This is a genomic window from Hymenobacter bucti (genome assembly GCF_042681145.1).
Classification (GTDB): domain Bacteria; phylum Bacteroidota; class Bacteroidia; order Cytophagales; family Hymenobacteraceae; genus Hymenobacter; species Hymenobacter bucti.
The window spans coordinates 483794-500387 of record NZ_JBHUFD010000005.1; the positions used below are offsets into that span (position 1 = coordinate 483794).

Here is a 16594-nt window from a genome sequence, read left to right on the forward strand (position 1 = left end):
GCCACCTGTGACCTAGCGCACTATTTTCGGGGGCCGCTCTTGGTCGGCGAGCCGGCTCAGGGTCTCGCGCGATACGCCTAGGTAGGCCGCCAGCAGCGTTTTAGACACCCGCTGCGGCAGCGTGGGATACTGGCGCAGCAGCTGCTCGTAGCGCTCGCGGGCGGGCAGGGCCAGCAGCGACAAGATGCGTTGCTGCGCAGCTACCCCGCCCCGCGCAAACTTGACCAGGAAGAAGCGCGCCATTGGGGGCAGGTGCTGGCAGAGGTACTCGTAGCCGGCCAGCGGCAGGCACCACACAGTGGTGTCTTCCAGGCATTGTAGCGAGAGCGTGGCCGGCGTCTGGGCCAGGTAGGCCGCGAAGTCGCCTTCCCACCAGTCTTCCATGGCCAGCGACACGATGTGGGCCTTGCCGGCCGCATCGGTGTGCACCAGCTTCAGCAGGCCCTGCACCACGAAGTACAGCTCGCGCACCCGCTCGCCTTCCCGAATCAAAAACTCGTGCTTGCGAACCTGCCGGCTCGTGAACTGCGCCAGCACCAGCGCAAACTCCTCGTTGGTCAGCGCCACTATGCGCTCTAGGTGCTCTCGTAACTGCTGCTGCATAGCCCCTACCTACGCAGCCGCTACTAGCCAGAGTTGTCGGGGTGCGCTAGTGCCCTAGGCGCACCCGCAGGTATTGCTGAAGCCAAATGGGATACAGGTTGTACCCCACATTGAGCAGCGCTAGACCAAGCGCCCATCCTAGCTGCCCCGCTGCCCCGACATAGAGGCTTATCGCCAGAAAGAACACCAACCCAGCCCAGTGGAATCGCTCTTGCTGGTAGGTAGTGCTCAGCAAGCGGGCCACGGCCCGCCGCCCCACCAGCGCCCGGTAGCCAGGGTAGCGCCGCCGCAACAGCTTGTTTACCAACGCACCTTGCTGCGTCACGTAGCCGACTCTAGGCACTCCGAGCCGTTGATACACCTGCACCCTGCGGGCCAACTGTAAGCGCCGCAGCCAAGCCGCCGGCCACGCATACGCTGATAAGCTCAGCGCCACCAACCCCCACTCTACGTAGCGGTAGCAGCACACCACCAGCGGCCCCAGCGCTAGCCCCGACCACAGCACGCTGGGCACTGCGTTGTAGCAGGCTACCACCGCCGCCGAAGGCACCCCGCGCTTGAAATTGGAAGCTGGCATCAAGCGTTAAAAATAAACGCTCGCCCGCTAGCCCCCAAAAACACGGCAGCCGCTACCGGGGGCGGCAGCGGCTGGGGCTAGTAGCTTACCTTAGCACTATGGAAGCGCTCCTGTCTCGCATCACCACCAACCCGCGCCAGTGCGGCGGCCGGCCCTGCATTCGGGGCATGCGTATCCGCGTGGCCGATGTGCTGCAACTCTTCGCCGCGGGGCTGTCGGCCGAACAGGTGCTAGCCGAAATGCCTGACCTAGAAGCGGCCGACCTGCAAGCCGCCCTACAGTACGCCGCCCGCCAAATCGACTACCCCCGGCTGGCCGCATGACCATCTGGCTCGATGCCCAATTATCGCCCTTACTAGCTGCTTGGCTCAATTGGAAGTTCGACGTGCAGGCTATCCCCGTCCGCGACCTAGGCCTGCGCGATGCCGATGACGAGGAAATCTTTCAGGCCGCCAAGCAGGCTGGCGTAGTAGTCCTGACCAAAGACGCCGACTTTCCGCGCCTGCTCGACCGCTTCGGCCCACCGCCGCAAGTGCTCTGGCTCACGTCGGGCAATACTACCAACGAGCGCCTGCAACAAGTGCTGCTGCCGGTGCTACCCGCCGCGCTAGAGCTACTGGCAGCCGGTGAGCCGCTGGTAGAAATCGGGAATACGCTGACCTAGGCGGCAGCCGCGTAGGCCTGGCAGGCGCGCAGGTCTTCGGCTTCCAGGTCTTCATAGTCGGCCAATATTTCGGCCTCTGTCATACCCGAGGCCAGGTATTCGAGCACATTTTGCACCGGGTAGCGCAGGCCGCGCACCGTAGGCTGCCCGTGGCAGATGTTGGGGTCAAGGGTGATGCGCGGGTGCGCCGCCGAAGCCGGAGTTTCCATGCGGCTAAGGTACAAAGTGCGCCCCGCCCGCTAGCCCCTAAAATACGTCAGCCGCTACCGGGGGCGGCAGCGGCTGGGGAAACAGTAGAAGTCACTTTTTACTTGATTACTAATATATCTTTTATGGAAGTCTCCCATCGCTCTATTACAACAGGATTACTTGCAGGATGACGCGTGAAGGAATATACTAGCTTATCAAATTCGTCTTTGCCAAGACATTTAGCTATGTAAGCCTCATGAACAAAATTTAGATAGCCAACTATAGCCTGCATACAGGCATGAAACTCAACAAAATCAATTTCGGCGTCAATAAACGTTTGAATATCCTGGTAATTGGCTTTCAATCTCATGCGGTATAGAAAATGAAATAGTGTTGTTGCCTCACTTGGCTTCATTACTTGAGCCCACTGGGCATCGGTAAATTTTTGACACGGCTTTCCACTTCTATTTAGAATGGCGTTTTTGCTACTCTGCCTCTCAATTTTAGCATGCTTTGCAACACCCTCGCGAGTTGATTTGAGGAGCATTCCTATTTGAGAATGAGCGTCTGCTAATGGATTCACCCTAGCCAATGGCTCCTTAGTACTCTTATGGGGTAAACCATACAAACTAAGAGAGCTATAATCACCTTCGCAATAGAAACTAATGCACTCGGGATATTTACGGGTTTTTATTCCTTCCGCAAACTTTTTGATAGCACCGTTGTGCGAGGTGGATACAGCCCCAATAGTTAAAAAGAACGCATGCATAGCTAGATAAGCGCTATAATATGCTTGAGGAATAGCCCAATGCATAGCAAACCCTAAAAAGTCGCTGCTATCTTGGTTCCCTGTCAACCGTAAAGCATACTCTGTACTCCATGCGTTAAACAATACCTTTCTCAACTCCTCTTCCCTACACTTTGCAGATTTAGGCTTCTGCTGTTGGAAATACAGGATACGATTTAGGTCTTTCGCCTCAGCATCATTTTCTATCTGAAAACGTAACGCAGAAACGTGGCGCAGAAAGACCTGTGCTGGTATAGAACGTTTACCCTTCTCTTCCGCCTCTGCAATTCTTGCAGATAAATCGGCGAACGACATCAATCCAGTTGGAAGTAATAGTGCCATGACGGTAAAAAGTAGTGGTAATAAAAAAGGGGGCTAATGCCCCCTTTTCTTTATTTTTAATTACGACCCGCAGGCCTCACAGGCGTCCGGGTTATCGAGCGAGCAACTCATGTCGCTTTGGTTCTGGGCGTACATGGGCTCTAGGGTTTCGGCGGCTTGCTTTTCCACCGTGAACTTGATGGCGTCGGCGGCGGCTTTGGTGCGCAGGTAGTACATGCCGGTTTTGAGGCCGCGCTTCCAGCTGTGGAAGTGCATGCTGGTGAGCTTGCCGAAGTTGGGGTTCTGCACGTGCAGGTTCAGGCTCTGGCTCTGGCAGATGTAGGCGCCCCGGTCGGCGGCCATGTCGATGATGGTGCGCTGCGAAATCTCCCACACCGTCTTGTACAGGTCCTTGATGTGCTGCGGCACGCGGGCAATGCCCTGCACCGAGCCATTGGCCGCGATGATGTCCTGCTTCATCTGCTCGTTCCAGAGGCCCAGCTTCACCAGGTCCTTCAGCAGGTGCTTGTTCACCACCATAAACTCGCCGCTGAGCACGCGCCGCACATAAATGTTGCTCGTGTAGGGCTCAAACGACTCGTTGTTGCCCAGAATCTGGGCGGTGCTGGCGGTGGGCATGGGGGCCACCAACAGCGAATTGCGCACGCCGTGCTCAATTACCTCGCCGCGCAGCGTGTCCCAATCCCAGCGGCCCGACTGCGGCGTCACGCCCCAGAGGTCAAACTGAAACTTGCCCTCGCTCAGGGGTGAGCCGGGGAAGGTTTCGTAGGCACCTTCCTTGATGGCGAGGTCCTTCGAAGCCGTCATGGCGGCGAAGTAAATCGTCTCGAAAATGTCGGTATTCAGGCCCTTGGCCTCGTCGCTCTCGAAAGGCATCCGCAGCGCGATAAACGTATCGGCTAGTCCCTGCACGCCCAACCCGATAGGGCGGTGGCGGAAGTTAGAACGCTCGGTTTCGGGCACCGGGTAGTAGTTCACGTCGATTACCTTGTTGAGGTTCAAGGTAGTCTGGTACGTCATGTCGTACAGCGTCTGATGGTCGAAGGTCAGGTTGCCCTGGGCGTCTTCCACGAGGTAGCGGGGCAGCGCCAGCGAGGCGAGGTTGCACACCGCAATCTCGTCCTTGTCGGTGTACTCCATAATCTCGGTGCAGAGGTTGCTGCTCTTGATGGTGCCGAGGTTCTGCTGGTTGCTCTTGCCGTTGGCGGCGTCCTTGAAGAGCATGTAGGGCGTGCCCGTCTCGGTCTGGCTTTCCAGGATGTGGAACCACAGCTCCTGCGCCTTGATGGTCTTGCGGCCGCGGCCCTCGCGCTCGTACTTGGTGTAGAGCTTCTCAAACTCGGGGCCCCAGGTAGTGTCGAGGCCGGGGCACTCGTGGGGGCACATCAGCGTCCAGTCGCCGTTGGCTTCCACGCGCTTCATAAACAAGTCGGGTGTCCAGAGGGCGTAAAACAAGTCGCGGGCGCGCATTTCTTCCTTGCCGTGGTTCTTCTTCAGGTCCAGGAATTCGAAAATATCGGCGTGCCAGGGCTCCAGGTAAATGGCGAACGCACCCTTGCGCTTGCCGCCGCCCTGGTCCACGTAGCGGGCCGTGTCGTTGAATACCTTCAGCATCGGCACCAAGCCGTTCGAGTTGCCGTTGGTGCCCTTGATGTAGGAGCCCGTGGCGCGCACGTTGTGCACGGCCAGCCCGATGCCGCCCGCGCTCTGCGAAATCAGCGCGCAGTCCTTCAGCGTCTCGTAAATACCCTCAATCGAGTCGTCCTTCACCGTCAGCAGGAAGCACGACGACATCTGCGGCTTGGGCGTGCCGGCGTTGAACAAGGTCGGCGTGGCGTGGGTCATCCAGCGCTCGCTCATCATGTTGTAGGTCTTGATGGCCGAGTCGATGTCCTCCTTGTGGATGCCCACCGACACGCGCATCAGCATGTGCTGGGGCCGCTCCACCACCTTGCCATCGAGGCGCAGCAAGTATGAGCGCTCCAGAGTCTTAAAGCCGAAGAAGTCGTAGTTGTAGTCGCGGTCATAAATAATGGCCGAGTCCAGGGTGTGCGCGTGCTTGTGAATCACCTCCCACACGTCCTTGGCGAGCAGCGAAGCATTATCGCCATTCTTGGGGTCCTCGTAGGTGTAGAGCCGCTTCATGGTGCTCGAAAACGACTTCGAGGTCACCTTATGCAGGTTGCTCACCGCGATGCGCGCCGCCAGAATAGCGTAGTCCGGGTGCCGCGTCGTGAGCGAGGCCGCCGTCTCGGCCGCCAGGTTGTCGAGTTCCACGGTGGTCACGCCATCGTAGATGCCATCGATGACCTTTTTGGCCACTTCGATAGGCGACACAAAATTTTGGTTAAGCCCGTAGCAAAGTTTTTCGATGCGGGCGGTGACTTTGTCAAATTTGACCGACTCACGGCGGCCATCACGTTTGATTACAAGCATGTTATAAGGAGAGCTAGGGTTAGCGGGGATACTAATCTGACTGGCTTCGCAAGTGAAGCCGCGGTGCTTTAAAGTCGGAAATTAGTTCCCTTGTTCGGGAGTGCCAAAGGAAATATTTAGAATCTATCCGCATAGCCTGAAAATGAGGCCGCAGGGCCTGTTTTTAGTAAAAACTCCCGGCGTGTTCCCTCGCTATATCACTTTTATTGCCTACATTCTTACGGCCGCTCCGGCTCCGGCCGCTTAGCTAGCCGCCGCGCGGGAGCTTGGCTATTGGAGCTCGTGGCTGGTGCGACAGCCTGCTCCGAAGGCTCCTGAGTAGACGGCAGGCAGTGAGCCACATAAAATATTTCGGTGTCTCTCTTTCAGCGCGTTAATTGTGTTTTGCCCAGCTGTGCAGCACTAGGTTAGGCTAAGCCGTGCCCGGTGCTATCTGCCTTATCTGCGGCAGTTATCGTAAAATAATAAGCTGGCCCTTAATATTTTATGTAATACTGTACTCTTATGCTAGCGCTTAGTTACCTAGCGCTGGGCTTAGTATGGTTTTTTCAGTATTTAATATGATTTTTTAAATTCAGACTTCGACCTTAGAGTGAGCATTTCGCTTTCCTCTCACTTCGCAGTCTGTGTATGCGCATCTTATTCATAGGTTACTGGGGCTTCGCCGACCCGCTGACGGTGGCCACCATCATGCCCAATTTAGAGCTGCTGCACCAGCTCGACCACGTCGAGCATATCACGCTGGCCACCATTGAGCGCGAGCCCACTGCGGATGATAGTAGCTGGGAAGCCACGTTTCCCGCGCCTAGGCTCAGCTTGCGGCCGCTGTACTCGCGGGAGGGCGCCTCGCTGCTGCTCACCAAAGCCGACGACTTCTGGCGCTTTCCGCGCGAGCTGGCGGCCATCATGGAGGCCGAGCAGCTCGATACCATTATCGGCCACGGCGCGCCGGGGGCGGCCCTGGCCTACCTCGTGTCGCGGCGCACGGGCCACCCCTTCTACGCCACCATGTACGAGCCCCACGCCAATTACATGCTCGATGCCAAAATCTGGCGGCGGTTCGACCCTCGCTACCTCGTGCAGCGCCTGCTCGAAACCCAGGTGAAGCGCTGGGCGGCCGGCATCATCCCGGCGGCCGATGCTTATAACGAACAGCTTACGCAGGAAGGCGTGCCGGCCGAGCGCCTGCGCACGGGACCGTGCATGGTCAGCCTGCGCACCTTTGGCTTCAATGCCGAGGCGCGGCGCCAGACCCGGCAGCGCCTGGGGTTTGGCGCCACGGCGCCCGTGGGCGTGTACCTAGGCAAGTTTGGGGGCCTGTACTACGATGAGGAGGCGTTTGACGTATTCAAAGAAGCCGCCGACCAGTTCGGCCCCGATTTCTGCCTCATCATCCTCACGCCGGGCGGCGTGGAGGAGGCGCAGGCCCGGCTGCTGGCCATCGGCATTCCGGCCGCGCGCAGCTACGTGGCCAAGGTAGCCCACCACGAGGTGCCCGCCTTTCTATCGGCCGCCGATTTCGCCTTTGCTACCGTCAAGTTTGCCCCCAGCAACCGCTACCGCTCGCTGGTGAAGGTTGCTGAGTACTGGGCAAGCGGCCTGCCGGTGCTGCTCACCGAAGGGGTGGGCGACGAAAGCGCCATCCTGGCGCACGAAGAAGGCGGCGCCACCTTCAACCTGGCCCGGCCGGCAAGCATCGGCCACGCCCTGCGGCGCATTCAGGCCCAGCTGCTGGTGCCCGGCTACCGGGGGCGCATCCGCCAGCTGGCCGAACATTACCGTTCGCCCGCGCGCAACTTACTGGCATTTGAGCAGTTGCTTTTCCCATCGGTGGCGGCCATCGCGTAGGCAAGCGCTGGGTTTTGGGCGGCTCGACCACCTAGGCGGCCCACCTCAGTGAGGCTCATATTATATCGGTAAGCAGGGGCCGCCAAACCTAGAGAAGCCGCTGGCTGTAGCTACGGCATTCCGCCACTGCTTTACCTGCCTTCGAATGCCCGACGCGCGCCCGCCCCTACCCCCGTTCACCTTTGAAACCGCCACCCAAAAGGCCCGTCTCGCCGAAGACGCCTGGAACTCGCGCGACCCCGCTCGCGTGGCCCTGGCCTACACCGAAGCCAGCCAGTGGCGCAACCGCAGCGAGTTCTTTAGCGGCCGCGCCGCCATCGCTGCCTTTCTCACCCGCAAGTGGGAGCACGAGCACGAGTACCGCCTCATAAAGGAGCTCTGGGGCTTCCACGAGAACCGCATCGCCGTGCGCTTCCAGTACGAATACCACGACGCCGCCGGCCAGTGGTACCGCGCCTACGGCAACGAGCAGTGGGAATTCGACGCCCTAGGTCTCATGCAGCGCCGCGAAGCCAGCATCAACGACGTAGCTATCGCCGAGGCGGAGCGCAAGTTTCACTGGCCGCTAGGGTCACGCCCGGCCGACCACCCGGGCCTGACGGAGTTGGGTATGTAGCCCGGCTAGCCTTACTTCATATCAGCAAAAAGCCCTGCCTTTCGTTTGAAAGGCAGGGCTTTTTTTAGGTTCAACAACCTAGCAATGCTTAGAAGTCCTCATCGAGCGAGAAAGCGTTGTCAGCGCGCTCGGTCATGACGCCGGCTTTCTGATACTCGGCCACGCGCTTCTCGAAGAAGTTTGTTTTGCCCTGCACCGAAATCATTTCCATGAAGTCGAAGGGGTTAGTCGAGTTGTAAATCTTGCCGCAGCCGAGCGACACCAGCAGGCGGTCGGCCACAAACTCGATGTACTGGCTCATGGTGCGCGAGTTCATACCAATGAGGCTCACCGGCAGCGCCTCGGTCACAAACTCTTGCTCGATAGTCACCGCGTCGCGGATGATGTCCTGCACGCGGCTTTCGGGCAGCTTGTTTTCGAGGTAGCTGTAAAGCAGGCACGCGAAGTCACAGTGCAGCCCTTCATCGCGCGAAATCAGCTCGTTCGAGAACGTCAGGCCGGGCATCAGACCGCGCTTTTTGAGCCAGAAAATTGAGCAGAACGAGCCCGAGAAGAAAATGCCTTCCACGGCGGCGAAGGCGATGAGGCGCTCAGCGAAGTTCTCCGAGTTAATCCACGTCAGGGCCCACTGGCCCTTGCGCTGCACGGCAGGCACCGTTTCGAGGGCGTTGAAGAGATAGTCTTTCTCCTTCACGTCCTTGATATAGGTATCAATCAGCAGCGAATACGTTTCGCTGTGAATGTTTTCCATCATAATCTGGAAGCCGTAGAAGCAGCGCGCCTCGGGCATCTGCACTTCCTGCATGAAGTTGATGGCCAGGTTCTCATTCACGATGCCATCGCTGGCCGCGAAGAAAGCCAGCACGTGCTTGATGAAGTGGCGCTCGTTGTCGTTCAGGCCATTCCAGTCTTTCTGGTCCTGCGAAAGGTCGATTTCTTCGGCCGTCCAGAAAGAAGCTTCCGCTTTCTTATAAAACTCCCACACCTCGGGGTTTTGGATAGGGAAAAGCACAAACCGGTTGGGGTTTTCGGCGAGTAAGGGCTCCATAGACTGAAAAATTAGTAGGATTCGCGAAGGCGAAATGAATGCGAAACTGGCCCGGCGATACCAGCAAGGGGGTTGCTGAAGCGCTCAGTATTTCAAAGATAGGCCAGCAATTCGGTAGCTAAGCAGCAATTTTCTCACTTGCTATTGTACCCAGGAAATAGCCAGTAGCCAGAGTATTGCGTGAAGTGAAGCCAGCAAAATGGCCGATTTTTAACGACTTATCCACAATTTATCTGTGGATAAAGTGAGTTTTCCACAAACCAGAATAGTAGTAAGCGAGCAATTAGTGCTCAGTAACTTAGCAAATAGGCAAAAAAAAGCGCGCAAAGACAGGCATTTGCCCAGCGACCAAATGATGATTAACCACTTAGGTTTGGTTTTACCGAAAAGCTGCCGTACTTTTGCGTTCCCTTTTGAGAAACCTCCAGCGGAAATAAAATGTACGCCATTGTTAACATCGCCGGCCAACAGACTAAGGTTGAGGCTAATAGATTTGTATACGCCCAACGTCTAGCCGGCAATGTCGGTGATTCGGTAGAACTGGGCAACGCCCTGATGACCGATGACAACGGCACCCTCAGCATCGGTACCCCCGAGCTGAACATCGCCGTAAAAGGCACCATTATCGCCCACGTTCAGGGTGATAAAGTATTGGTGTTCAAGAAAAAGCGTCGTAAAGGTTACAAGAAACTGAATGGCCACCGCCAGCAGTTTACCAAAGTAATGATTGACAGCATCGGTTAGTTAGTTGAGAGTTAAAAGGTGAGAGGTAAGAGTTGGCTTCGGTCATTCTTACTCCAGCTTTGCAACTCCTGAACTTATAACTTTTAACTCTTAACTTCAGAAATGGCACACAAAAAAGGCGTAGGCTCGTCAAACAACGGCCGTGAATCGCATTCGAAGCGCCTCGGCGTGAAAATCTTCGGTGGTCAGGCGCTTATCGCCGGCAACATCATCGTGCGTCAGCGCGGCACCAAGCACCACGCTGGTACCAACGTGGGCATGGGCAAAGACCACACGCTGTTTGCGTTGGTTGATGGCACCGTGCAGTTCCGCAAGGGCCGCGACGAGCGCTCGTTCGTGTCGGTAGTACCGGGCGAGGTAGTAGCCACCGCTTAGCTTTACCCCGGCTACTCAGCCTAGGTTATAAAAGGGCTGCTCTTTATAGAGCAGCCCTTTTGGCGTTTAAGCTCATTTAGCGCGCGTAGAAACCGTGGCTCCAGTACAGGCGCAAATTTACTTGCGCAGCTAGGTTGTAGTGAGCCGGGGCTATGCTTTCAAAGTTGTAGTAGGTGGGCGCTTGCAGCCCCAGGCCCGCGCTCACATCGTAGAGCAGCGCGCGGCGCAGCCGGTGCTGCGTGCCCCAATAGGCGTACAGGCCCGGGGTGAGGCCGGCGGCCGTTTGGCGGCGCGACTGGGTCACGAATCTACCCACCACGGCATTGCGCTCGAGGTTGCCTTCCAGCGCTAGGTAGCTGCCGTAGAGGTTGGCATTGCGCAGCGGCTCGCCGCGCCGGGGCTGGTTGTAGTAGTAGCGCAGCCCTACCCCTAGGGCGGCGCTGGGCACGGCCACCGCCTGCGGGCTACGCCGCCGGGCCGCCGTGGCCGTGCGGCTGGTTTGCAGGTCGGCTTCGAGCTGGCCGTAGAAGCCGAAGCGCGGCGCCAGCCGGTACTCGGCCCCAAGTGAGAGGGGCACGACGAGGCTCCAGGCCTGGCCACTGCCCGAGTAGCTGACGTGCGTGGCGCGCAGCCCCACTTTGAGCAGCACGGCGGGCGGCACGGGCCCGCGCACCGAGTCGGGGGCGGGGTAGGTGGATTGCGCCTGCGCCGTTAGCGCCGCGGCCAGCGCGAGCGCGGTACCTAGCAAGCCACGTTTGAGAGGGTAGAGATGAACCAAGGGCTAGTAGCAGTATAGGTGAAATTTGCTACTAATATACTGATTACTACCTAAAGTATAACTTTGAGAACTTTGATGCTCAAGTACTAGTTGGGCGGGCCAGCTCGCCCAGCAGGCGGCTCAACGTGGCAGCGTGGCTCACTATCATAAAGTGGCCGGCGCCGGGCAAGGCGTAGTCGATGGGGCTGCGGCCGGGCGGTAGCAGCCGGTCGTGGGTGCCGTGCAGGCGCACGGCACGGGGCACGCCGGTGCTGTCCCAGTGCAGCAGCTGGCGGGTGGCCCAGCGGGCAAATACCGGGTCAGTGTCGCGCAGGATGCGGGCAAGCAGCCGATACTCGCGACCATTGCGCGCGCCAAAAAACCACTGCGCCAACCTAGGTAGCCGCGGCAATAGCCCGAACGGCACTAAGCGGTAGAGCTGGGTGGCGCGGCCCATCTTTAGCAACGGGGGCAGTTGGTTGGCATCGGCCAAGCTGGAAATCAGTACCACGCGCGCCAGAGACCTCAGGCGGCCGACTTCCAGCGCCAGCAACCCGCCAAACGACACGCCCACGAGCCAGCAGGCCTGGTCTAGGGGCACTGCCTCGGCCAAGCGGGCAGCATATTGCCGCAGGGGCTCGGTGGGCGACTGGGGCGCTAGCCAGTGCAATACCACGGCTGGGCCTGGTAGGCTTAGGCCCCGAAACACGCGCTCATCGGCTCCCAGGCCCGGAATGAGGTACCAGGTAGCTAGCATGCGGCGTGCCCTAAGTAGTTAACCATGCACCGGCCAGAACGCCGCTTTCGACAGCCCGCGGGGCGAATACCTAGTCATTCAGCCGGGCGTAAATTCCTTCCAGGTAGAAAATATTGTGCGGCTGCGGGTCGTCGTCTTCCTGCTCCTCGTCGATGGGGAAGGTGACGGCGAGTTTGAGGGCCACGCCGGGCAGCGGGATAGGCGGCGCGTCATCCGAAGTGTACTCGAGCAGGCAGGGCCACTGCTCGGTGGTGGCCAGGGCATCGGCTACTTCTTCAGCCAGCGCTTCGGCGCGGTCGCCGGCCATGCGCAGCAGCGTGTCGAGGTCGTGAAAAGGCAAGCCTAAGTGAAAAAAGTGCGCCTCCTCGTACCGAAACGTTGTGGCCCAAACCGTTACGTCATCGGTATTGTCGAAGACGATGGCTGTGAGGTGGACTTGCTCCACAAAAAAATCGTCGTTATTGACCAGGGCATCACTCAGTAGCTTCACGGGCCGAAAGGGGGTAAAGTTTACCGCAAATTGGTAAAAACGGGAGGAATGAACGGGGGCGCCAGCCGGCACCCGGGCGCAAGCTACGCGCTAACCGCAGTTGGCCCGTCGGCAAATAGCTCCAGCGTAATGTGGTCGGCCAGCAGCTTGCCGGCATCGGTCAGGCGCAGGGTATCGTCGTCGAGCGTGGCCATGCCCTGCGCCAGCAGGCTACCTAGGTACGCGGCGCGGTCGGCTAAGAGATTGAGGCCAAGCGCGTCGCGCAGGTAGCGCAGGTCGCAGCCGCGGCTGGTGCGCAGGGTCGTGAGCAGGTACTCGTTGGCCTGGTCGAGCGGGCTGAGGTGCTCGGTAGTGGTGGGCACCTCGCCGCGCTCGAGCACGGCGGCCACGTACTGCGGGTTGTTGGCCACGGCGTATTGGCGGCTGCGCCCGTCGAAGGAATGGGCGCTCGGGCCCAGCCCTAGGTAGGGCACGCCGCGCCAATAGTTGGCGTTGTGGCGGCTCTCGCGGCCGGGCTGGCAGAAATTGCTGATTTCGTACTGCTCGTAGCCGTGGGCCCGCAGCTGCGCCAGCAATATCTCAAACTGCTGGGCCACAAACTCTTCGGGCGGCGCCACAAAGGTGCCTTTCTTCAGGCGCCGCCCGAAGGCCGTATCGGGCTCGATGGTGAGCGCGTAGGCTGACACGTGCGGCACGTGCAACTCAAACAGGCGGGCCAGGTCCTCTTCCCAAATAGCGTGGCCAGCGGCGGGCACCCCGTAGATTAAATCGACGGAGATATTTTCGAAGCCCGCCGCCTGGGCCCGGCGCACGGCCTCGCCCGACTCCTGGGCCGAGTGGGCACGGTTCATCATCCGCAAATGCGGCTCGTGGAAGCTTTGCAGCCCGATGCTGAGGCGGTTGACGGGCGAGGCGGCCAGCATCGCCAGCTTCTCGGCGGTGAGGTCGTCGGGGTTGGCTTCGAGGGTGATTTCGGCCCGGGGCGCTACTTGAAAATTGGCCCGAATGGCATCGAAAATCCGACTTAGCTCTTCTCCCGTCAGCAGCGAGGGCGTGCCGCCGCCGAAGTAAATGGTTTCGAGCGGCGCGGCGGGGTCGGGCAGGTAGGCCCGGCGCAAAGCCATTTCCTGCACCAGCGCCTCCACAAATTGCTCCTTCAGACCCATTGAGGTGCTGAAGTGAAAATCGCAGTAGTGGCAGGCTTGCTTGCAGAACGGAATATGGAGGTACAGACCAGGCATAACTGTAAATTACGGCAGCAAGTAGCGCGAACTTTGTAATCCGCGTTGGATTCGGATGCCCGCCGACAGACGCGAACGACAAAAGTCTCGCTACTTGCCGCGTCGGCTGGGCTCGACGGTTTAACTGTTCTGCCAGGGCAGAAGCCTAAAAAACAGCAGCGTCGAAATTAAAAATCCCCTTTTGCGTTTGCCACCCCGAATGTCCGTCCGTCTACTCGTCTTGTGGGGCTACTGGCTGGGGCTGCTAGGTGGCCTGGCCCGGCCGGCGAGCGCCCAGGTACCCGATGCCGGGCCGGGCGTGGCCGTGCCCACGGCGCCGGGGCTGGCCTCGCCGCCGCTGCCGCCCGCGGCGGCCCGCACCAGTCCCCAAGTAGCCACGGCCAAGCGCGTAGTGCATAGCCGGGTGCTGCTGGTAGAGGCCGACCCCGCGGGCCGGGCGCGGGTGCGCCGCTACCACCTGCCGGCCACGGTGGCCGACTCGCTCACGGCGCTGCGCACGGTGCGCGACCTGGTGCTGGCTTTGCAGGCCGATGCCTACTTGCTGGCCTCGGCCGACCGCCTGCGCTGGGGCCGCGACACGGTGCGGGCGCAGCTCTACGTGGGCGAGCAGTTTCACTGGGCCTACCTGCGCAATGGCAACCTAGGCGATGGCCTGCTGACGCGGGCCGGCTACCGCGAAAAGTTCTTCCGGCACGCCGCCTGGCGCCCGGCCGATTGGGCGGCCTTGCAGGAGCGCATTCTCACGGAGGCCGAAAACCAGGGCTACCCGTTCGCCACGGTGGGCCTCGACTCGGTGCGGCTCGCGGGCCAGGACATTGCGGGCCGGGTGGTGCTGAAGCGCGGCCCGGCCATCATCTTCGACTCCATCCAGATTATCGGCTCCAGCAAGACCAAAAAGCGCTTTCTGACCAAGTACTTACAGATTTTTCCGGGTACTCCCTACAATCAGCAGCGCGTCGATGCGGCGGCCGTGCTGCTGCGCCAGCTGCCCTACGTGCGCCTGCGGGCCGAGCCCGAGGTACGCTTTGCCCGGGGCCGGGCGCGGGTGTACCTGCTGCTCGACGAGCGCTCCTCCAACCAGTTCGACGCCATTGTGGGCCTGCTGCCCAACACGGGCACCACGGGCGGCTTGCAGTTTACGGGCGATGTCAACATCAACCTGCGCAACCTGCGCGGCGGCGGCAAGCAAATCGGCTTGCAGTGGCGTAAGGTTGATGCCCTAACGCAGTCGCTGGATGGCAACTACCTGCATCCCAACTTTTTCGGGTCGCCGCTGGAGGTGGGCGCCACTTTCAACCTCTACCGGCAAACGGGCGCTTTCCTCACCATCCGGCCCCGCGTGCAGGTCACCTACCCCATGGCGCGGGCGGGGCGGCTCACGTTTTTTGCCGAGCAGCGCAGTTCGCGGCTACTGCTCGATAGCATGGGCTACGTGGGCATAAAGGACCAGAACGCCCTGCCGCCCTACCTCGACTCGGAGGCCAACTCCTACGGGCTGGCCTACGCCCGCACCAACCTCGACGACTTGTACTTTCCGCACCGTGGCAGCTTCGTGACGGTGCAGGGCGGCGCCGGCACCAAAACCATCCGCCAGAACGCCAACATCGGGGAGGCGCTGTACGGCGGGGTGGCGCTGCGCACCACGCAGTACACGTTTAGTGCGCGCGCCGAGCGCTACTGGGCCCTCGGGCGCCAGAGCGTGGTACTGGCCCGGCTGCGCGGCGAGGGCTTGTTCAACCAGCAGCTTTTCCTGAATGACTTGTTTCGGCTGGGCGGGCTGAACTCGCTGCGGGGCTTCAGCGAAAACCAATTCTACACCAATGCCTACGGCGTGGGCACGGTTGAATTTCGGCAGTTTACGGGGTCCGAAGGGTACGTTTTTGTGTTTGCCGACCAGGCGGTGCTCCAAGCCTACCAGAGCAATCTGGCCCTAGGTCGCTCCCTGGACCAGCCTACCGGCCTGGGCGCGGGCATCAGCTTTCGCACGGCGGCGGGGCTGTTTCAGTTTGTGTATTCGGTGGGCCGGTCGTCGTTTGCCGGGCAGCAGTTGGGGCTAAGCTCGTCCAAGATTCACTTCGGTCTGACGAGCCGGTTTTAGGAATTACGAGTTAAAACCTGCCACATCGGCGGCTATTCCGCCAAGCTGTCATTTAGTCGGCATGCCGACTAAATGACAAAAGACATTTTGTCGCTTAATTAATTGAATGAGCGTTAGTTATAAATTGGTACGGGGTTTGATTTACAACATGCGAAGCCAGCTAAAACGGCTCTATATCATGAAATTTATTAGCCGCGAATTTATCCGTTCTATTGCTCCTCAGCTTGATTTGCTGAACACTATCGGCGGCGGCGTAGCGCAGCCCACCCTGCACGTAAACCAGCGCCCCCAGGGCGTGGTGCTGCACGTGGCCATGCCCAGCGTATCGGCCGACCACTTCCACGTAGTGCTCAATAACAACGACCTGACCGTGTACGGCGAGTATCGACACGAGCCCGATGCCCAGCTAGCCGCCCCGCTGTTCGTGCAGAAAATGAACCTGCCCGGCAACCTCGACCTGGCCAGCATCAATGCTAGCCACGAGAATGGCGAGCTGCGCGTAGCTATTCCGTTTAAAGACGCCGCTGACATCCTGCCTAACTAAGCGCTGGGCCCAGCAATACGGCCGGGACCGACCGGCCACCTAGTTACCTACGATATGGCCGGGACCGACCGGCCGCCTGGTTTCACCCTCTTGAAAGCCACCGTGATGAACGGTGGCTTTGTTATTTTCGGGCCCCTAGACTACGAAAAAAGCGGTATCAGCAGGATGAAGCTCATGAGCAGGCTGCAATAGAACCAGCCCATCAGCTGCCCGCGGTAGCGGCGCGGCAGGCGGTTGCTGAGCATGAGCACCGCCCCAATTACCAGCGCCAAATGCAGGACCAGGAAGGCCATCGTCTTGACCCAGTTGCTGACGATGGTGGTGTGGTCGGTTTGGAGCTGGTCGCTCTCGCCCAGGCCCGAGGTAAGGTAGCGCAGCACGTAGTACACCACCACCTCAAACGCCACAAACCCTGCGAAGCCGGCTAGCAAGGCTAATGGGCCCGATTTTTCACGAATATCTGCCATCGGCCAGCGTA

General features: G+C 59.7%; 19 protein-coding genes. 8 read left to right on the forward strand and 11 right to left on the reverse strand.

Annotated elements, in window-relative coordinates:
- Positions 1–12 precede the first annotated feature (12 nt).
- Together ACFSDX_RS14155 and ACFSDX_RS14160 are read right to left on the reverse strand one after the other, a co-directional pair.
- Complete coding sequence (locus tag ACFSDX_RS14155) at positions 13–603, reverse strand: Crp/Fnr family transcriptional regulator (protein ID WP_382314597.1); 591 nt, start codon at positions 601–603, stop codon at positions 13–15.
- A 46-nt stretch (positions 604–649) separates the two neighbouring features.
- Positions 650–1180 carry a glycosyl-4,4'-diaponeurosporenoate acyltransferase CrtO family protein gene (locus tag ACFSDX_RS14160; RefSeq protein WP_382314599.1) on the reverse strand — a complete coding sequence of 177 codons (531 nt, stop codon included), beginning with the start codon at positions 1178–1180 and terminating at the stop codon, positions 650–652.
- Positions 1181–1278: 98 nt separating this feature from the next.
- On the opposite strand from ACFSDX_RS14160, the gene ACFSDX_RS14165 reads away from it, so the two are divergent.
- Positions 1279–1503, forward strand: coding sequence for a DUF433 domain-containing protein (locus tag ACFSDX_RS14165; protein ID WP_382314601.1), 225 nt, complete (start codon positions 1279–1281; stop codon positions 1501–1503).
- A complete protein-coding gene (locus tag ACFSDX_RS14170; protein ID WP_382314603.1) occupies positions 1500–1844 on the forward strand; it encodes a DUF5615 family PIN-like protein in 345 nt (114 codons plus the stop codon). The genes ACFSDX_RS14165 and ACFSDX_RS14170 overlap by 4 nt, the downstream gene beginning before the upstream one ends.
- Here the strand turns inward: ACFSDX_RS14170 and ACFSDX_RS14175 are convergent.
- The 3 genes from ACFSDX_RS14175 to ACFSDX_RS14185 all read right to left on the reverse strand — a co-directional run bounded on the left by ACFSDX_RS14175 (position 1841) and on the right by ACFSDX_RS14185 (position 5598).
- Positions 1841–2053 carry a DUF433 domain-containing protein gene (locus ACFSDX_RS14175; RefSeq protein WP_382314605.1) on the reverse strand — a complete coding sequence of 71 codons (213 nt, stop codon included), beginning with the start codon at positions 2051–2053 and terminating at the stop codon, positions 1841–1843. The genes ACFSDX_RS14170 and ACFSDX_RS14175 overlap by 4 nt on opposite strands.
- Positions 2054–2151: 98 nt before the next feature.
- A complete protein-coding gene (locus ACFSDX_RS14180) occupies positions 2152–3162 on the reverse strand; it encodes a hypothetical protein (protein ID WP_382314607.1) in 1011 nt (336 codons plus the stop codon).
- A gap of 60 nt (positions 3163–3222) precedes the next feature.
- Positions 3223–5598: a ribonucleoside-diphosphate reductase subunit alpha gene (locus tag ACFSDX_RS14185; protein ID WP_382314609.1), complete on the reverse strand. Its 2376-nt coding sequence runs from the start codon at positions 5596–5598 to the stop codon at positions 3223–3225.
- 630 nt (positions 5599–6228) lie between these two features.
- On the opposite strand from ACFSDX_RS14185, the gene ACFSDX_RS14190 reads away from it, so the two are divergent.
- Positions 6229–7446, forward strand: coding sequence for a glycosyltransferase (locus tag ACFSDX_RS14190; RefSeq protein ID WP_382314611.1), 1218 nt, complete (start codon positions 6229–6231; stop codon positions 7444–7446).
- A 145-nt stretch (positions 7447–7591) separates the two neighbouring features.
- Entirely contained in the window at positions 7592–8062 is a 471-nt protein-coding gene (locus ACFSDX_RS14195) for a nuclear transport factor 2 family protein (protein ID WP_382314613.1), read from the forward strand.
- A gap of 88 nt (positions 8063–8150) precedes the next feature.
- On the opposite strand, the gene ACFSDX_RS14200 is transcribed toward ACFSDX_RS14195, so the two are convergent.
- The gene (locus ACFSDX_RS14200; RefSeq protein ID WP_382314615.1) at positions 8151–9110 is read right to left on the reverse strand and encodes a ribonucleoside-diphosphate reductase small subunit; all 960 of its coding nucleotides are present in this window, start codon (positions 9108–9110) and stop codon (positions 8151–8153) included.
- A 438-nt stretch (positions 9111–9548) separates the two neighbouring features.
- Between ACFSDX_RS14200 and rplU the strand changes: the two genes are divergently transcribed.
- The gene (gene rplU / locus ACFSDX_RS14205) at positions 9549–9854 is read left to right on the forward strand and encodes a 50S ribosomal protein L21 (RefSeq protein WP_382314617.1); all 306 of its coding nucleotides are present in this window, start codon (positions 9549–9551) and stop codon (positions 9852–9854) included.
- Between the two features lie 102 nt (positions 9855–9956).
- The gene (rpmA, locus tag ACFSDX_RS14210; protein WP_382314619.1) at positions 9957–10229 is read left to right on the forward strand and encodes a 50S ribosomal protein L27; all 273 of its coding nucleotides are present in this window, start codon (positions 9957–9959) and stop codon (positions 10227–10229) included.
- Between the two features lie 76 nt (positions 10230–10305).
- On the opposite strand, the gene ACFSDX_RS14215 is transcribed toward rpmA, so the two are convergent.
- From ACFSDX_RS14215 to hemW, 4 genes are all read right to left on the reverse strand, one after another.
- The gene (locus tag ACFSDX_RS14215; protein WP_382314621.1) at positions 10306–10977 is read right to left on the reverse strand and encodes a hypothetical protein; all 672 of its coding nucleotides are present in this window, start codon (positions 10975–10977) and stop codon (positions 10306–10308) included.
- Positions 10978–11086: 109 nt separating this feature from the next.
- Positions 11087–11743: an alpha/beta hydrolase gene (locus ACFSDX_RS14220; RefSeq protein ID WP_382314623.1), complete on the reverse strand. Its 657-nt coding sequence runs from the start codon at positions 11741–11743 to the stop codon at positions 11087–11089.
- Positions 11744–11813: 70 nt separating this feature from the next.
- Positions 11814–12233: a hypothetical protein gene (locus ACFSDX_RS14225; RefSeq protein ID WP_382314625.1), complete on the reverse strand. Its 420-nt coding sequence runs from the start codon at positions 12231–12233 to the stop codon at positions 11814–11816.
- Positions 12234–12316: 83 nt separating this feature from the next.
- On the reverse strand, positions 12317–13474 hold the full coding sequence (gene hemW, locus ACFSDX_RS14230) for a radical SAM family heme chaperone HemW (protein ID WP_382314627.1): 1158 nt from the start codon (positions 13472–13474) through the stop codon (positions 12317–12319).
- Positions 13475–13673: 199 nt separating this feature from the next.
- Here hemW and ACFSDX_RS14235 point away from each other — a divergent pair, with 199 nt between their 5' ends.
- Both ACFSDX_RS14235 and ACFSDX_RS14240 read left to right on the forward strand, forming a co-directional pair.
- On the forward strand, positions 13674–15572 hold the full coding sequence (locus tag ACFSDX_RS14235) for a BamA/TamA family outer membrane protein (protein ID WP_382314629.1): 1899 nt from the start codon (positions 13674–13676) through the stop codon (positions 15570–15572).
- Between the two features lie 178 nt (positions 15573–15750).
- Positions 15751–16116 (forward strand): Hsp20/alpha crystallin family protein, encoded by a 366-nt coding sequence (locus ACFSDX_RS14240; RefSeq protein ID WP_382314631.1) that lies wholly within the window; start codon positions 15751–15753, stop codon positions 16114–16116.
- A gap of 140 nt (positions 16117–16256) precedes the next feature.
- Here the strand turns inward: ACFSDX_RS14240 and ACFSDX_RS14245 are convergent, their stop codons facing one another.
- The gene (locus tag ACFSDX_RS14245) at positions 16257–16583 is read right to left on the reverse strand and encodes a hypothetical protein (protein WP_382314633.1); all 327 of its coding nucleotides are present in this window, start codon (positions 16581–16583) and stop codon (positions 16257–16259) included.
- Between the last annotated feature and the right edge of the window lie 11 nt (positions 16584–16594).

What these genes read in the sequence shown, in the direction of transcription:
- ACFSDX_RS14175 (WP_382314605.1), bottom strand. Translation starts at nt 2,053, where the DNA reads ATGGAAACTCCGGCTTCGGCGGCGCACCCGCGCATCACCCTTGACCCC.
- ACFSDX_RS14185 (WP_382314609.1), bottom strand. Translation starts at nt 5,598, where the DNA reads ATGCTTGTAATCAAACGTGATGGCCGCCGTGAGTCGGTCAAATTTGAC.
- ACFSDX_RS14165 (WP_382314601.1), top strand. Translation starts at nt 1,279, where the DNA reads ATGGAAGCGCTCCTGTCTCGCATCACCACCAACCCGCGCCAGTGCGGC.
- ACFSDX_RS14155 (WP_382314597.1), bottom strand. Translation starts at nt 603, where the DNA reads ATGCAGCAGCAGTTACGAGAGCACCTAGAGCGCATAGTGGCGCTGACC.
- ACFSDX_RS14200 (WP_382314615.1), bottom strand. Translation starts at nt 9,110, where the DNA reads ATGGAGCCCTTACTCGCCGAAAACCCCAACCGGTTTGTGCTTTTCCCT.
- ACFSDX_RS14180 (WP_382314607.1), bottom strand. Translation starts at nt 3,162, where the DNA reads ATGGCACTATTACTTCCAACTGGATTGATGTCGTTCGCCGATTTATCT.
- ACFSDX_RS14235 (WP_382314629.1), top strand. Translation starts at nt 13,674, where the DNA reads ATGTCCGTCCGTCTACTCGTCTTGTGGGGCTACTGGCTGGGGCTGCTA.
- ACFSDX_RS14195 (WP_382314613.1), top strand. Translation starts at nt 7,592, where the DNA reads ATGCCCGACGCGCGCCCGCCCCTACCCCCGTTCACCTTTGAAACCGCC.
- rplU (WP_382314617.1), top strand. Translation starts at nt 9,549, where the DNA reads ATGTACGCCATTGTTAACATCGCCGGCCAACAGACTAAGGTTGAGGCT.
- ACFSDX_RS14245 (WP_382314633.1), bottom strand. Translation starts at nt 16,583, where the DNA reads ATGGCAGATATTCGTGAAAAATCGGGCCCATTAGCCTTGCTAGCCGGC.
- ACFSDX_RS14170 (WP_382314603.1), top strand. Translation starts at nt 1,500, where the DNA reads ATGACCATCTGGCTCGATGCCCAATTATCGCCCTTACTAGCTGCTTGG.
- rpmA (WP_382314619.1), top strand. Translation starts at nt 9,957, where the DNA reads ATGGCACACAAAAAAGGCGTAGGCTCGTCAAACAACGGCCGTGAATCG.
- ACFSDX_RS14220 (WP_382314623.1), bottom strand. Translation starts at nt 11,743, where the DNA reads ATGCTAGCTACCTGGTACCTCATTCCGGGCCTGGGAGCCGATGAGCGC.
- ACFSDX_RS14160 (WP_382314599.1), bottom strand. Translation starts at nt 1,180, where the DNA reads ATGCCAGCTTCCAATTTCAAGCGCGGGGTGCCTTCGGCGGCGGTGGTA.
- hemW (WP_382314627.1), bottom strand. Translation starts at nt 13,474, where the DNA reads ATGCCTGGTCTGTACCTCCATATTCCGTTCTGCAAGCAAGCCTGCCAC.
- ACFSDX_RS14240 (WP_382314631.1), top strand. Translation starts at nt 15,751, where the DNA reads ATGAAATTTATTAGCCGCGAATTTATCCGTTCTATTGCTCCTCAGCTT.
- ACFSDX_RS14190 (WP_382314611.1), top strand. Translation starts at nt 6,229, where the DNA reads ATGCGCATCTTATTCATAGGTTACTGGGGCTTCGCCGACCCGCTGACG.